Genomic DNA, 15,116 nt, shown 5'->3' with positions numbered 1-15,116 from the left:
ATGAGACTGGTACAACTGTCACGGGAATCTTTGCAATTTCCCCCACCGGAGATGGCGCTGCGCGAGCCAAACGGCCTGCTGGCCATGGGGGGTGATCTCTCCCCTGCCCGCTTACTTAACGCTTATCAGCGCGGCATCTTTCCGTGGTTTTCCTCTGGCGACCCGATTCTCTGGTGGTCGCCCGATCCCCGTGCAGTGCTGTTGCCTGAGCAGTTTCATCTCAGCCGGAGTATGAAGCGTTTCCACAGCCGTTCGCCCTATCGGGTGACGATGAATGAGTCATTTGCAGAGGTGATCGAGGGCTGTGCCACCGGTCGTGAGGAAGGCACCTGGATCACCTTTGAAATGAAGCGCGCCTGGTTGCGATTGTATGAACTGGGCCACGCCCACTCCATTGAGGTGTGGGATGAACATCAGCTGGCAGGTGGCATGTATGGGCTGGCGATGGGGCAAATCTTCTGCGGCGAATCAATGTTCAGCCGTCAGCAGAATGCGTCCAAAACCGCACTTTGGGTATTTTGTCAGCATTTCCTCAGACATCAGGGCCGTCTGGTGGATTGTCAGGTACTTAACCCTCATACGGCCTCTTTGGGGGCGCAGGAGATCCCGCGCGCCGACTATCTGCAATATGTACAAAGCCTTGCGTGCCAGCCTGTCAGCGATGGCTGCTGGCAGACACAAACCCTTTTTTAGTCGCACAGAGATGTTTTGCACACATAAAGGCGTATTAAGTGGTATAATGGTCGAGTTTGGTATGTCGTCCGCGCTTCGCAATAACGAGCCGGAATTGCCAGGCTGGGAATCTCAACGCACTCTCGGAACTGTTTTCAATCGTGCGCGTGTAACCGGTTGATACAGATTCTTAGCCCGCTAATCCCCCGCAGACGTCACATAAACACCCTAATTTTACCGGATGCGCGCGACTGACGTACACCCCGGCAAAGCGTTGGCAAAATCGCCGACGGTTCTTTACATAAATCGTTGAATTGGGCATTATCTTGCCGGTTCAACTGAAAGGTAGTACACCCAGAGGATTCGATGGCCAAAGAAGACAATATTGAAATGCAAGGTACCGTACTGGATACGTTACCTAACACCATGTTCCGCGTAGAACTTGAGAACGGACACGTGGTTACTGCTCATATCTCCGGTAAAATGCGCAAAAACTACATCCGCATCCTGACGGGTGACAAAGTGACCGTTGAGCTGACCCCGTACGACCTGAGCAAAGGCCGCATTGTCTTCCGTAGTCGCTAATTTGCAGTAATCTCATCGCTCTGCAATTTGCAGCGAAAAAAAAGGCCGGATTTTAATCCGGCCTTTTTCATATCTGCAGCAGGTGATTAATGCACCGTGCCTTCGGTTTTGCGTTTTTCAGCACTCAGGAAGTGATAGGTCAGTTCACCTTTCTCACGATCCAGCGCCACTGACACCGAGCCGCCATCCACCAGCGAACCAAACAGCAGTTCATTGGCTAACGGTTTCTTCAGGCTGTCCTGCACGGTGCGCGCCATCGGACGAGCGCCCATCGCTTTGTCATAGCCTTTCTCAGCAAGCCAGTCGCGTGCTTCATCGCTGACTTCCAGCGACACGCCTTTGGCATCCAGCTGCGCCTGCAACTCGACAATGAACTTGTCGACCACCTGATGGATCACCTCTGGTGACAGGTGACTGAACCAGATAATGTTGTCGAGACGGTTACGAAACTCTGGAGAAAACATCTTTTTGATCTCTTCCATGGCATCGGTGCTGTTGTCCTGATGAATCAGGCCAATCGACTTACGTTCAGTCTCGCGGACACCGGCGTTAGTGGTCATGACCAGCACCACGTTGCGGAAGTCCGCTTTGCGACCATTGTTGTCGGTCAGCATACCGTTATCCATCACCTGCAGCAGCAGGTTGAAGACATCCGGGTGTGCTTTCTCTATCTCATCCAGCAACACCACCGCATGAGGATGCTTAATCACCGCATCCGTCAGCAGGCCGCCCTGATCAAAGCCGACGTAACCCGGAGGCGCACCAATCAAACGGCTGACGGTGTGACGCTCCATATACTCGGACATATCAAAGCGCAGCAGCTCAATACCCAGCGCTTTCGCCAGCTGCACGGTGACTTCCGTTTTACCGACACCGGTAGGCCCGGCAAACAGGAAGGAACCAACCGGCTTACGATCCTGACCCAGACCTGCACGGCTCATTTTGATCGCTTCCGTCAGCGCCTCAATCGCATTGTCCTGGCCAAACACCAGCATCTTCAGACGATCGCCCAGATTTTTCAGCGTATCGCGGTCGCTTGCTGACACGCTTTGCTCAGGAATACGGGCAATACGGGCCACCACCGTTTCAATGTCAGAGACGTTGATGGTTTTCTTGCGCTTACTGGCTGGCATCAGGCGCGCACGCGCACCCGCTTCATCAATCACATCAATCGCCTTGTCAGGCAAATGACGGTCGTTGATATATTTCACCGCCAGTTCCACCGCTGCGCGCACCGCTTTCGCGGTATAGCGCACATCGTGATGCGCTTCGTACTTGGTCTTCAGGCCATTCAGGATCTGCACGGTCTCTTCAGATGAAGGCTCCGTGATATCAATCTTCTGGAAGCGACGCGCCAGGGCACGATCTTTTTCAAAGATGTTGCTGAATTCCTGATAGGTGGTGGAACCCATCACCCGAATCTTGCCAGAGGAAAGAAGAGGTTTGATCAGGTTCGCAGCATCGACCTGGCCGCCGGACGCGGCACCCGCACCAATGATGGTATGGATCTCATCGATAAACAGAATGCTGTGTTCGTCCTGCTCCAGCTGCTTCAGCAGCGCTTTGAAACGTTTTTCAAAGTCACCACGGTACTTGGTGCCGGCTAATAACGAACCGATATCCAGCGAGTAGATCGTGCAGTCTTTCATCACTTCCGGTACATCGCCCTGCTCTATGCGCCAGGCGAGACCTTCAGCAATGGCGGTTTTACCCACACCCGACTCACCCACCAGCAGCGGGTTATTTTTACGGCGACGGCATAGCACCTGAACGGTACGTTCCAGCTCTTTATCGCGACCAATCAGTGGATCAATACCACCGACGCGAGCAAGCTGATTAAGATTGGTGGTGAAGTTTTCCATACGCTCCTCCCCGCCTGCTTGCTCTTCGTTAACCGGATTTTCTGCGCCTGGCGCCTGGCCGGGCTCATCTTTGCGCGTACCGTGAGAGATGAAATTCACCACATCAAGGCGGCTCACTTCATGTTTGCGAAGCAGATAGGCCGCTTGCGACTCCTGCTCGCTGAAAATGGCGACCAGCACATTCGCACCGGAGACTTCGCTGCGACCGGATGACTGGACATGGAAAACCGCACGCTGCAGGACGCGCTGGAAGCTGAGCGTGGGTTGTGTATCACGCTCCTCTTCGCTGGCAGGCAGCACGGGCGTAGTTTGTTCGATGAAGGCTTCGAGTTCCTGCCGCAGAGCCACAATGTCCACCGTACAGGCTTCCAGTGCCTCTCTGGCCGACGGGTTACTGAGCAACGCCAGTAACAGATGCTCGACGGTCATAAACTCATGACGGTGCTCACGCGCTCTGGCGAAAGCCATATTTAAACTGAGTTCCAGTTCTTGATTGAGCATTAGGCACCTCCCCCAATTATCGCCCTTACCTGTTTCCTATATGGAGACGGGTTCAGGCCTTTTCCAGCGTACACAGCAACGGATGATGATTTTCCCGTGCATAGTTGTTCACCTGGGCCGCTTTTGTTTCGGCGACTTCTGCAGTAAATACACCACAGATCGCCTTGCCGTGATAGTGAACTTTCAACATCAGCTGCGTTGCACGTTCAACATCATAAGAAAAGAACTTTTGTACAACGTCAATAACAAATTCCATAGGTGTATAATCGTCATTATTCAGAATGACTTTATACATAGAAGGCGGCTTTAACCCTTCACGTACTTTATCTTCGGCCAGATGTTCAAAGTTAAGCCAGTCGTTTGCGTTTGCCATAGTGTTCCGTTGAGATTTTGCTTTTAGCCTTTAAGTAGCTACATATTGAGAGTTTAACATGCCTGTCAAGCCGCATGCCGCTGCTGAAAATTTATTCAGAAATTCCCCTGCGCGACCTGCATCACAAAATTCGCAATAGCGTTAACTGCCTCAAATTTTGATGATTTTTTCCCCACCTGGCCCGGTGGTTTGCTTGACGTCAGCCGCGCTTTCTCTACATTCTAGCTGCACAGGCTGATTGAGTTTTAATCAAATCCGACTCACAGCTTCGATGACCTCACCTACTTATAAAATGTCTTGCGAGGGAAGTAAAAGCATGGAGACGGGCACAGTTAAATGGTTCAACAATTCCAAAGGCTTTGGCTTTATCTGTCCGATTGGCGGTGGCGAAGATATTTTTGCGCACTACTCCACCATTCAGATGGAAGGCTACCGCACGCTAAAGGCAGGCCAGCAGGTTCAGTTCGATGTCCACGAAGGCCCGAAAGGCAATCACGCCAGCCTGATCGTGCCGGTCGAGGTGCAGGCCGTGGCCTGACACATATCGCCTTTCGGAACAAAGACCCAAAAATGCCAGCCAGTGCCGCTGGCATTTTCCTGTTCGATGTCACCTAATCTGCCTGGCCCTGCGCCAGTCCAATCACCCGGGCAAACATCTGTCGCATCAACGGCGGGATGGCTTCTGGCCCGCGTTCCGCCGCTGACGTAGCCACTGCGATCGCCAGTTCCGGCTTGGAGCTCTGGTGAATCGCCTTAGTAATAATACGCCTGGAACTCATCGGAACGTTTAACGGCAGGTGCGCCATCTGATGATAGACATCCTGAAAACCGTGCTGATAGAGAAAATTTTCCATATCCAGCGCCGGTAACTGCGTCAGAAAACGCGGCTCCGGTTCACCCGGCTGTAACTGAGTGCGTGCCGTACTGGCATATTTATTCCCCGCCTGATCACCGTCAGTCAGGACATGCCAGGCGATACCCATGCGCCGGGCAAACTTCAGTAGCGGCTTTAACCCCGACTGCGCAAACTCAATCACCTTCACGCCTTCAGCGGCGAAGTTGTAACCGCACTGCTGCGCCAGCTCATTCATGATCCAGACTTCGGTTTCCCCCTCCACCAGCAGCCAGCAACGGGCAAACAGCGCAGCAGGCCGGTTGACCCGAATATGGAAGCCAATGCGCCGGCTCTCTTCGGCACTCAGTCCCTCCGGACCGATACGCCAGGCCGCTACGCGCGAGGGTCCCCGCACCAGACGACAGACGTTTTCCACCGGCACCTGCGACAGCAGCTCCGGCGAATTAGTGGTGGCGATTTTTTGCAGCGGCAGCAGCCTCAGCAGATTCCATGCTACCGACAGCATAATCGGATGCAGCCGGGTTTCCGGATCTTCAATCAGCAGCAGCGGGCGGGCACCGGCGGTCAGCGGGACGTCTCCTCGCGCCTCAATCAGCAGGGTAAACATCTGCAGCAGAATCAGCTGACGACTGCGGGAGTCGGTTCCGGCAATCAGCTGATTCAGGTGATCCAGCGCCCGCCATCCCTGTCCCCCCTCGCGCGTCTGCGGATCCCGTAGCCTGACCTCGTTGCCCGCATCGGGCGGCTGCACCAGAAAGTAGTGCTGCATCAGTTGCTGCATCGTCTTCAGCCCCTGCCGCAGCACCTCATCGCTGAGCTGTTGCGGATGGTGCTCCAGATCGCGCGCCAGCGTCTCCATACCCGCCAGTAGCTCAGGATGTGCGGTGGGGAGCGGTGCACTACTCCGCGTCCGCTTACTGAAACGCGCATCGCGCAATCGCAGAACAGGATACCGTTTCAGCAAAAGATCGATGGCCGCCGCGCAGTTCTGCTCAGGCAACAGCTGATAGTTCAGGTCAACAAAACGGCGCCGGGTTTCGATACCGCTGTCACGCCAGGTGGCGCTGACGCTGTAACAGAGCTGACGCTGGCCCTGAGCATCACGCTGCCAGAAGGTCGAGAGCACCGCATCCGGGTCGTTGCCGTCATCGCGAAAGTGGAACACCACCGACAGGCGGCGCATCGCATCGGTCACATCGCCTGGGGTGAAATGGAAATCAGCCTCGGTAAAAACATAGGCCGGTTCATGGGGCGAAAGTAACAGGCTCAGGGCATCCAGCAGACTGGATTTGCCCCAGGCGTTCTCACCAATCAGTAGATTGGTCTGGGTTAAAGGCAGTGAGAGCTTATTGATGCCGCGGAAACCGCGAATGTCGATATGTTCCAGAATCATAGGCGCCCATCCTCAGTTTATAAACAGCATGGTTGCCGCCAGCGAGCCGGTCAAGCTGCTTTCTCAGGGTTTACTCCGTTACGCTTTTTCGCTAGCGTGTGGCCTCTTCCTCCATGGATGGCCCTTATCGCTATGTACTCCGGACTCCTGATTATTCTTCTGCCGCTGATCGCCGGCTGGCTGCTACCGTTCCGTCAAACTTCAACCCTGCGCCGGGTCAATCAGCTGCTGGGCTGGATGGTTTACGTCATTCTGTTCTTTATGGGCATCAGCCTGGCCTTTCTCGACAACCTGAGCAGCAATCTGCTGGCGGTATTTTACACCGCGCTGGTAGCGGCATTCTGCATTCTGCTGTGCAACCTGCTGGCGCTGCGCGGGCTGGAAAAATATGCTCCCTGGCAGCATGCGCATCGGCAGGAGAAACTGCCCTCGCGGCTGCATATGGCGCTGGACTCTCTGAAGCTGTGCGGCGTGGTTGTCATCGGTTTTCTGCTTGGCCTGACCCAATGGCCACTGCTGCAACACGCCTCGACGGCCAGCGAATATGCGCTGATCTTCCTGCTGTTTCTGGTGGGCATTCAGCTGCGCGGCAGCGGCATGACGCTGCGTCAGATTATCCTGAACCGTCGTGGCCTGCTGGTTGCCAGCGTAGTGCTGGTCAGCGCACTTATCGGCGGCATGATTGCGGCGTTGCTGCTGGGCGTGCCGCTGAAAACCGGTCTGGCGTTAGCCAGCGGTTTTGGCTGGTACTCTCTCTCCGGCATTCTGATGACCGAAGCTTTTGGTCCGGTCATCGGCAGCGCCGCCTTCTTCAACGACCTGATACGTGAACTGGTGGCAATCATGCTTATTCCGGCGTTGATTGGCCGTCATCGCTCCAGCGCACTGGGCCTGTGTGGCGCCACCTCAATGGACTTTACCCTGCCGGTGCTGCAGCGGGCGGGCGGCAATGAGATCGTCCCGGCCGCCATTGTGCACGGCTTTGTGATGAGCCTGCTGGCCCCGATTCTCATCGCTCTCTTCTCCGCCTGAATCCTGTCTGATATGCGCGGAGCTCTGCCAGCGCATTTTTTCACGCCTGCTTTTCTGCCGCGTCGTCTACGCTTCTTTTTTCGGTTCTGGTCACGTCACTCTTCAGGGCGGGCCGACAAAGGAGAAGAGCATGAAACAAACCGTCGCGGCGCTGGTCGCCAAAACGCTGGAAAGCGCGGGCGTAAAACGCATCTGGGGCGTCACCGGGGATTCCCTTAACGGCCTGAGCGACAGTCTTAATCGCATGGGCACCATTGAATGGATGCCGACGCGCCATGAAGAAGTCGCCGCATTCGCAGCGGGCGCGGAAGCGCACATCAGCGGTGAACTGGCGGTCTGCGCCGGCTCCTGTGGGCCAGGCAACTTACATCTGATCAACGGTCTATTCGATTGCCATCGTAACCGCGTTCCTGTTCTGGCAATTGCGGCACATATTCCCTCCAGCGAAATCGGCAGCGGCTATTTTCAGGAAACCCATCCGCAGGAGCTGTTCCGCGAATGCAGCCACTACTGCGAACTGGTTTCGAATCCTGAGCAGCTACCGCAGGTACTGGGCATCGCGATGCGTAAAGCAATTCTGAATCGTGGTGTCTCGGTGGTGGTGCTGCCTGGGGATGTCGCGCTTAAACTGGCGCCAGAAAGCGCCAGCGCGGAATGGTATCCGCCACAGTTGCCGCAGGTCCTGCCACAGCCCGCCGAACTGGCGCAGCTGGCGCAGACGCTGAACGAAGCCAGCGATATTACGCTGCTGTGCGGCAGTGGCTGCGCCGGAGCGCATCAGGAGGTGGTAGCGCTGGCAGAAGCGCTGAAAGCCCCTATCGTCCATGCGCTGCGCGGCAAAGAACACATCGAATATGACAACCCTTATGATGTCGGCATGACCGGTCTGATCGGTTTCTCATCCGGTTTTCACGCCATGATGAATGCCGGGACGCTGGTATTGCTGGGCACGCAGTTCCCCTATCGCGCCTTCTATCCGGAAAAGGCTAAAATCATCCAGATTGATATCAATCCGGGCAGCCTTGGGTCACATTGTCACGTCGATCAGGCCTATGTCGGCGATGTAAAAAGCACACTGCAGGCGCTGCTGCCGCAACTGACGCACAAAAGCGATCGCAGCCATCTCGACAGCGCGGTTAAGCACTATGTCGAGGCACGTAAAAGTCTGGACGAGCTGGCGCAGCCCAACGATAAGCAGCCTATCCATCCGCAATATCTGGCACAGCAGATCAGCCACTACGCCAGTGATGACGCCATCTTTACCTGCGATGTCGGGACACCGACCGTCTGGGCGGCGCGCTATCTGAAGATGAACGGCAGACGTCGCCTGCTGGGTTCGTTTAACCACGGCTCAATGGCGAACGCGATGCCACAGGCGCTGGGCGCGCAGTCGATCGATCGCAATCGTCAGGTGGTGGCACTGTGTGGCGACGGCGGCTTCAGCATGCTGATGGGGGATTTTATCTCACTGGCGCAACTGAAAATGCCGGTCAAACTGGTGATCTTTAACAACAGCGTGCTGGGGTTTGTGGCGATGGAGATGAAAGCGGGTGGCTATCTCACCGATGGCACCGAGCTGGAGAATCCTGACTTTGCCGCTATCGCCAAGGCCTGCGGTATCCGGGGTATCCGGGTCGAAAAGGCATCTGATCTCAATGGCGCGCTGGAGCAAGCGTTTGCCCACGATGGCCCGGTGCTGGTGGATGTCATTACCGCCAAAGAGGAACTGGCGATGCCGCCGGAGATCAAAATGGAGCAGGCTAAAGGCTTCAGTCTCTACATGCTGCGCGCCATCATGAATGGTCGCGGTGATGAGGTGGTAGAACTGGCGAAAACCAACTGGCTGCGGTAAAACAGAGACTCCATCCAGGCGGGCGTGATGCCCGCCTTTTTTTCTTTCGCCACGTTCAGGAGCATAGGGTGATCGATTTACGCAGTGATACCGTAACCCGGCCCAGCGCCGCCATGTTAAGCGCGATGATGTCTGCCGAGACCGGTGATGACGTCTACCGTGACGACCCCACCGTAAATGCGCTGGAGGCGGAAGCCGCACGGCTAAGCGGCAAAGCAGCGGCGCTGTTTTTCCCGACCGGCACCCAGGCGAATCTGGTGGCACTACTCAGCCATTGCGAACGCGGCGATGAATATATCGTGGGTCAGCAGGCGCACAACTACAAATATGAGGCGGGCGGCGCGGCAGTGCTGGGCAGTATTCAGCCGCAGCCAGTGCTGGCTGCCGACGATGGCACTCTGCCGCTCGACGTAGTAGCGGCCGCCATCAAGCCGGACGATATTCACTTTGCCCGCACCCGCCTGCTGAGTCTGGAGAACACGCATCACGGTAAAGTCCTGCCGCTGGCGTATCTGGAACAGGCGTGGACTTTTACCCGCGAGCACCAGCTGGCGCTGCACATTGATGGCGCACGCATTTTCAATGCGGTAGTCGCGCAGCAGACCACGCTGGCAGCGATTGCCCGCTACTGCGACACCCTGACAATCTGTCTCTCTAAAGGTCTGGGCACGCCTGTCGGTTCTCTGCTCTGTGGCGACACGGCGCTGATTGAGCGCGCACGTCGCTGGCGTAAAATGACCGGCGGCGGCATGCGCCAGGCCGGTATTCTGGCGGCGGCGGGTCTCTATGCGTTAGAACACAACGTGGCGCGGCTGCAGGAGGATCATGATAATGCCGCCTGGCTGGGACAGCAGTTGCATGAGCTGGGCGTTCAGGTCATCGATCAGCAGACCAACATGCTGTTTGTGGCGGTGCCGGAAGCCCAGGTCAAACCATTAGGTGAGTGGATGAAGGCGCGCGGGGTGTTAATCAGCGCAGGAACCCGCACCCGTCTGGTCACCCATCTGGATGCTGATCGTGCGGCGCTGGCGCAGGTCGTCGCCCACTGGAAGGCGTTTTTACACCAATAATCCGCTATTGCGCCGCGCCATATTTATCCAGTAGCGCGGCGGCTATCGCCGCGGTTTCTGCATCGGGCTGCCCGCGATAATCCGCAGGCCGGAAATGCATCTGAAACGCGGCGATTACCCTCTGCTGTTCACGCGCGCTCATCCCTGCCGTCACCGGATAGCCGTAGCGCTGCAAACTTTCCAGTAGTGGCTCCACGGGCACCACCGCGTGCGGATCCTGACCCGCTAAATGAAACGCGACCTGCCGGGCATCGGGCCAGGCACCCATTCCGCGCTGGGCCAGCTGTTGCCACGGAAATAGTGGGCCGGGATCCTGCTTACGCTGCGGCGCGATATCACTGTGACCGACAATATTTTCCGGTGCGATGCCGTAGCGCTGTGCAACATCGCGCAGCAGCGCCTCCAGCGTGGTGATCTGCGCAGCGGTAAACGGCTGCCATTCAAGACCGGTCAGGGTCCGGCGATAACCCTGGTTCACCAGTTCGATACCAATCGATGTGTCATTGATGCGGCTGGCTCCGTGCCAGAAGCTTGGCCCGGCATGCCAGGCGAGCTGCTGCTCCGGCACCAGCTGCCAGATAATGCCTTTCCCGGCGCGCTGTGGCGGCTGGCGGGGGATCAGATAGTGGGCGCTGACCTCCCGATCGGTCAGGGTCGCCAGCGACGAAGAAAAATCTTCGGCGGTGTAGTGGATCACTATCACCTTCACCCGCGGTCGCGCGCCCTGCGCCGGATGCCGCAGATCGGCCCAGTAGCCGTCACGGGATTCTATCCAGGACTGGCAGCCCGCCAGCAGCAGCGCCAGTATCAGCCACAGCCACCGTTTCAACGAATGATCACCGCCGTACCGCTGACACTTACCATCAGCATGCTGCCATCTTTGCCGACCGTTTCGTAATCAATATCGATACCGACTACTGCGTTGGCGCCCAGCGCTTTTGCCTGCTCCTCCAGCTCTTCAAACGCGATCTCTCGCGCTTTGCGCAGCTCTTTCTCATAAGCACCGGAGCGGCCACCGACCACATCACGGATGCCAGCAAAAAAATCACGGAAGATGTTGGCACCCAGAATCGCTTCACCGGTGACGACGCCGCAATATTCGCTGATGCTGTGACCTTCCAGCGTTGGGGTTGTTGAAAATTTCATCGCATTCTCCTTGTTGAAAACCGGGCTAAGGCTCTTTCGACTAAAAAGCACGGCTATACTCTATGCTAAAAAGGGCACCTTGCCAGAGAACCATAAGGAAATCGAGATGAGAAACAACGCGTTTGCGCTAATGATCCCGGCAGCCCTGCTGCTCAGCGCCTGTACCACCGTTGAGCCAGTCATTAAGGATAATGGCCCACGTACCGCACCGTGCATTGAAGGCGGTCCTGACCAGGTGGCCCAGCAGTTTTACGACCTGCGTATCGAACAGCCTACGCAGGGTCTGCCCGACAGCAACACCCTGGCAAAATATCGCCCTTACCTGAGTGATGCGCTGTACCACTCATTGCAGTCGGCAAGCGGCAGCAATGCAGGCGCACAGTGGCGCAATGGCGATCTCTTCTCCAGCCTGTCACAGGGTCCGACCGCTGCCAGCGTTGCTGATGCATCCACCATTCCGAACCGCGATGCGCGCAACATCCCGCTGCGGGTCGATCTGAGCCGCGACGGCAAGCAGTGGCAGGATGAAGTGCTGATGATCCATCAGGGCAGTTGCTGGGTGGTGGATGATGTGCGCTACATGGCCAACCCTGCGCATGCAGAGGGTGGCAGCCTTAGCCAGATGCTTGAGAAATCGAAAAAATAACCTCAGGCTTATCCGTTCAGCGAAGCGCAGTCGCCCCCGGGCGCTGCGCTTTTTTTATTTCCGCCGTCCGGCCCGCTGCAGCGGGCTGCCCCCAGACTGTGCATGATATTGTGCTAAGCTTTTGCAGTTAGCCTGCTGTTTTACAAATTTTAACCCACCTTATTTGCATAACTATTCTGGTGACGTTAAAATCCGCGACACTAATAGCTATTCAAATCTGGCGCATGAGTATTCAACTAAACGCAATAAACTGCTTCTACGGTGCTCATCAGGCGCTGTTCGACATCAACCTTGAGTGTCCGCAAGGCGAGACCCTGGTACTGCTGGGTCCCAGCGGTGCGGGTAAGAGTTCGCTGCTGCGGGTGCTTAACCTGCTGGAGCAACCCCGTTCAGGTCAGTTGCAGATTGCCGGTAATCAGTTCGACTTCAGCCAGAAACCCTCCGATGCTGCGATTCGCGAACTGCGTCAGAACGTCGGTATGGTGTTTCAGCAGTACAACCTCTGGCCGCATCTTACCGTGCTGCAGAATCTGATTGAAGCGCCCTGCCGGGTACTGGGCCTCAGCAAAAGCGACGCCCGCGCCCGCGCCGACAAGCTGCTTGACCGGCTGCGCCTGACGCCCTACAGCGATCGCTTTCCGCTGCATCTCTCCGGTGGTCAGCAGCAGCGTGTGGCGATTGCCCGCGCGCTGATGATGGAGCCACAGGTGCTGCTGTTCGATGAGCCGACTGCCGCGCTGGACCCTGAAATTACCGCACAGATTGTCAGTATCATTCGCGAACTGGCCCAGACCCGCATTACCCAGGTGATTGTGACCCATGAAGTGGAGGTGGCACGTAAAACGGCCAGCCGCGTCGTCTATATGGAGAACGGTCACATTGTGGAACAGGGCGATGCCAGCCGCTTTACACAGCCGCAAACCGAGGCGTTTGCTCACTATCTTTCGCACTAAGTCAGGATGCTAAAAATGAAAAAAATGGTACTTGCTGCACTGCTTGCTGGTTTTAGCCTGAGCGCTACGGCGGCTCAGACGATTCGTTTTGCGACCGAAGCCTCTTATCCTCCTTTTGAGTTTGTGGATGCGGACAACAAGATTCAGGGCTTTGATGTCGATCTGGCCAATGCGCTGTGTAAAGAGATTGACGCGACCTGCACCTTCACCAATCAGGCGTTCGACAGCCTGATCCCAAGCCTGAAATTCCGTCGCTTTGATGCGGTGATGGCGGGCATGGATATCACGCCAGATCGTGAAAAACAGGTCCTGTTCACCAAGCCTTACTATGACAACTCCGCGCTGTTTGTTGCCCAGAAAGGCAAAATCGCCAGCGTGGAAGCGCTGAAAGGCAAGCGGGTTGGCGTCCAGAACGGCACCACCCATCAGAAATACCTGACTGAGAAACACAGCGAAATTACCACCGTTCCTTACGACAGCTATCAGAATGCGGTGCTGGATCTGAAAAATGGCCGTATTGATGCTGTGTTCGGTGACACCGCAGTCGTCAACGAATGGCTGAAGCAGAATGCCGCACTAGCTGCCGTCGGCGAGAAAGTCACAGACAAAGCCTACTTTGGTACCGGCCTGGGCATTGCAGTACGTACCGGTAACACCGATCTGCAGACCAGATTCAATGGCGCGCTGGATAAGATCAAAGCAGACGGCACGTACAAAACCATCTACAGCAAATGGTTCCAGCAGTAATCTCTGATGAATGAAATGATGACCCTCGCAAGCGCCGCCGGCATGACCGTCGGCCTTGCTGTTTGTGCTCTCATCGCTGGCCTGGTGCTGGCGATGATTTTCGCTGGCTGGGAGTCACTGCGCCTGAAACCGCTGGCGTGGATTGGCACCGGCCTGGTGACGCTGATCCGCGGCCTGCCGGAAATTCTGGTAGTGCTGTTTATCTATTTTGGTGCCTCACAGCTGCTGCTCACCCTCTCTGACGGCTTCACCCTGAATTTCGGCCTGTTTCAGTTACCGATTCAGGTAGAAATTGAAAACTTCGACGTCAGTCCGTTCCTGTGCGGTGTGATTGCGCTGGCGATGCTCTATGCCGCCTACGCCTCGCAGACGCTGCGCGGCGCGCTGAAAGCGGTGCCGATGGGTCAGTGGGAGTCGGGTCAGGCGCTGGGCATGAAAAAATCGGCCATCTTTCTCCGGCTGATTATGCCCCAGATGTGGCGTCACGCCCTGCCCGGTCTGGGCAATCAGTGGCTGGTGCTGCTGAAAGATACTGCGCTGGTCTCGCTGATTAGCGTCAACGATCTGATGCTGCAAACCAAAAGTATCGCCACCCGCACGCAGGAGCCGTTTACCTGGTTCCTGGTGGCGGCCGCTATCTACTTAGTGATCACGCTCTTCAGCCAGGCGGTGTTACGCCGCATCGAACTGCGCACCACCCGCTTTGAACGGGGGAACAGCTAATGCTGGCCTATCTGCCTGAACTCCTGAAAGGGTTGCATACCAGCCTGACGCTGACGGCAGCCTCGCTGGTCGTGGCCCTGCTGCTGGCGCTGCTCTTCACCGTGGTGCTGTCGCTGAAAACGCCGGTGTTCAACCCGCTGGTCAAAGGCTTTATTACGCTGTTTACCGGCACACCGCTGCTGGTGCAGATCTTCCTGATCTATTACGGTCCGGGACAGTTTCCCTCGATCCAGCAGATCCCCTGGCTGTGGCATTTACTGTCGCAGCCCTGGTTGTGCGCGATGCTGGCGCTGTCACTGAACAGCGCGGCTTACACCACGCAGCTATTTTACGGTGCGGTGCGTGCGATTCCTTCCGGACAGTGGCAATCGTGTGCCGCGCTCGGCATGAGCCGCAAAGATACCCTGCGCATTCTGCTGCCGTATGCATTTAAACGCGCCCTCTCCTCCTACTCCAATGAAGTGGTACTGGTGTTCAAAGGCACCTCTCTGGCCTACACCATCACCCTGATGGAAGTCATGGGCCACGGACAGTTGCTCTATGGCCGCACCTACGACATCACGGTCTATGCCGCGGCGGGTCTGGTTTATCTCTGCGTTAACGGTTTGCTGACGCTGATGATGCGGCTGATCGAAAAGCGCGCCCTGGCCTTCGAACGACGTAACTGATATCCGGGCGAGGCTCCTCGCCCTTTTCGCCTGAAAA

The 15,116-nt window shown here is 56.5% G+C and carries 16 protein-coding genes; 11 read left to right on the top strand and 5 right to left on the bottom strand.

Going from position 1 to position 15,116, the window contains the following annotated elements; genetic code table 11:
• Both aat and infA read left to right on the top strand, forming a co-directional pair.
• Positions 1–693, top strand: a complete 693-nt coding sequence (gene aat / locus FOV68_RS08040) for a leucyl/phenylalanyl-tRNA--protein transferase (RefSeq protein ID WP_010254921.1) — start codon at positions 1–3, stop codon at positions 691–693.
• Between the two features lie 345 nt (positions 694–1,038).
• Complete coding sequence (gene infA, locus FOV68_RS08035) at positions 1,039–1,257, top strand: translation initiation factor IF-1 (RefSeq protein WP_002211347.1); 219 nt, start codon at positions 1,039–1,041, stop codon at positions 1,255–1,257.
• Positions 1,258–1,343: 86 nt separating this feature from the next.
• Here infA and clpA read toward each other — a convergent pair whose 3' ends face one another.
• Positions 1,344–3,620 (bottom strand): ATP-dependent Clp protease ATP-binding subunit ClpA, encoded by a 2,277-nt coding sequence (gene clpA / locus FOV68_RS08030; RefSeq protein ID WP_031593147.1) that lies wholly within the window; start codon positions 3,618–3,620, stop codon positions 1,344–1,346.
• A gap of 52 nt (positions 3,621–3,672) precedes the next feature.
• Positions 3,673–3,993, bottom strand: a complete 321-nt coding sequence (gene clpS, locus FOV68_RS08025; RefSeq protein WP_031593149.1) for an ATP-dependent Clp protease adapter ClpS — start codon at positions 3,991–3,993, stop codon at positions 3,673–3,675.
• Positions 3,994–4,309: 316 nt separating this feature from the next.
• Between clpS and cspD the strand changes: the two genes are divergently transcribed.
• Positions 4,310–4,531 (top strand): cold shock-like protein CspD, encoded by a 222-nt coding sequence (cspD, locus tag FOV68_RS08020; RefSeq protein WP_010254451.1) that lies wholly within the window; start codon positions 4,310–4,312, stop codon positions 4,529–4,531.
• 73 nt (positions 4,532–4,604) lie between these two features.
• Here the strand turns inward: cspD and FOV68_RS08015 are convergent, their stop codons facing one another.
• The gene (locus FOV68_RS08015; protein WP_064704722.1) at positions 4,605–6,242 is read right to left on the bottom strand and encodes an ATP-dependent endonuclease; all 1,638 of its coding nucleotides are present in this window, start codon (positions 6,240–6,242) and stop codon (positions 4,605–4,607) included.
• Positions 6,243–6,374: 132 nt separating this feature from the next.
• Here FOV68_RS08015 and FOV68_RS08010 point away from each other — a divergent pair, with 132 nt between their 5' ends.
• The 3 genes from FOV68_RS08010 to ltaE all read left to right on the top strand — a co-directional run bounded on the left by FOV68_RS08010 (position 6,375) and on the right by ltaE (position 10,196).
• The gene (locus FOV68_RS08010) at positions 6,375–7,274 is read left to right on the top strand and encodes a lysine exporter LysO family protein (protein WP_031593151.1); all 900 of its coding nucleotides are present in this window, start codon (positions 6,375–6,377) and stop codon (positions 7,272–7,274) included.
• Between the two features lie 130 nt (positions 7,275–7,404).
• Positions 7,405–9,126 carry a ubiquinone-dependent pyruvate dehydrogenase gene (gene poxB, locus FOV68_RS08005; RefSeq protein WP_031593152.1) on the top strand — a complete coding sequence of 574 codons (1,722 nt, stop codon included), beginning with the start codon at positions 7,405–7,407 and terminating at the stop codon, positions 9,124–9,126.
• 68 nt (positions 9,127–9,194) lie between these two features.
• A complete protein-coding gene (ltaE, locus tag FOV68_RS08000; protein WP_143990587.1) occupies positions 9,195–10,196 on the top strand; it encodes a low-specificity L-threonine aldolase in 1,002 nt (333 codons plus the stop codon).
• A 4-nt stretch (positions 10,197–10,200) separates the two neighbouring features.
• Here ltaE and FOV68_RS07995 read toward each other — a convergent pair whose 3' ends face one another.
• Positions 10,201–11,025: an N-acetylmuramoyl-L-alanine amidase gene (locus FOV68_RS07995; protein ID WP_143990586.1), complete on the bottom strand. Its 825-nt coding sequence runs from the start codon at positions 11,023–11,025 to the stop codon at positions 10,201–10,203.
• A complete protein-coding gene (locus FOV68_RS07990) occupies positions 11,022–11,342 on the bottom strand; it encodes a heavy metal-binding domain-containing protein (RefSeq protein ID WP_003849304.1) in 321 nt (106 codons plus the stop codon). The genes FOV68_RS07995 and FOV68_RS07990 overlap by 4 nt, the downstream gene beginning before the upstream one ends.
• 106 nt (positions 11,343–11,448) lie before the next feature.
• Here FOV68_RS07990 and FOV68_RS07985 point away from each other — a divergent pair, with 106 nt between their 5' ends.
• From FOV68_RS07985 to artM, 5 genes are all read left to right on the top strand, one after another.
• Positions 11,449–11,988, top strand: coding sequence for a lipoprotein (locus FOV68_RS07985; protein WP_031593155.1), 540 nt, complete (start codon positions 11,449–11,451; stop codon positions 11,986–11,988).
• A 224-nt stretch (positions 11,989–12,212) separates the two neighbouring features.
• A complete protein-coding gene (artP, locus tag FOV68_RS07980; RefSeq protein ID WP_010254433.1) occupies positions 12,213–12,941 on the top strand; it encodes an arginine ABC transporter ATP-binding protein ArtP in 729 nt (242 codons plus the stop codon).
• A gap of 15 nt (positions 12,942–12,956) precedes the next feature.
• A complete protein-coding gene (artJ, locus tag FOV68_RS07975; RefSeq protein WP_143990585.1) occupies positions 12,957–13,688 on the top strand; it encodes an arginine ABC transporter substrate-binding protein in 732 nt (243 codons plus the stop codon).
• 6 nt (positions 13,689–13,694) lie between these two features.
• Entirely contained in the window at positions 13,695–14,411 is a 717-nt protein-coding gene (artQ, locus tag FOV68_RS07970; RefSeq protein ID WP_010254430.1) for an arginine ABC transporter permease ArtQ, read from the top strand.
• The gene (gene artM, locus FOV68_RS07965; RefSeq protein ID WP_031593159.1) at positions 14,411–15,079 is read left to right on the top strand and encodes an arginine ABC transporter permease ArtM; all 669 of its coding nucleotides are present in this window, start codon (positions 14,411–14,413) and stop codon (positions 15,077–15,079) included. Before artQ ends, artM begins: the two co-directional genes overlap by 1 nt.
• Positions 15,080–15,116 lie beyond the last annotated feature (37 nt).

The sequence above is a fragment of the Pantoea sp. paga genome, assembly GCF_007558755.1.
In the GTDB taxonomy this organism is placed as follows: domain Bacteria; phylum Pseudomonadota; class Gammaproteobacteria; order Enterobacterales; family Enterobacteriaceae; genus Pantoea; species Pantoea agglomerans.
This window is presented reverse-complemented; position numbering and strand designations above follow the sequence as displayed.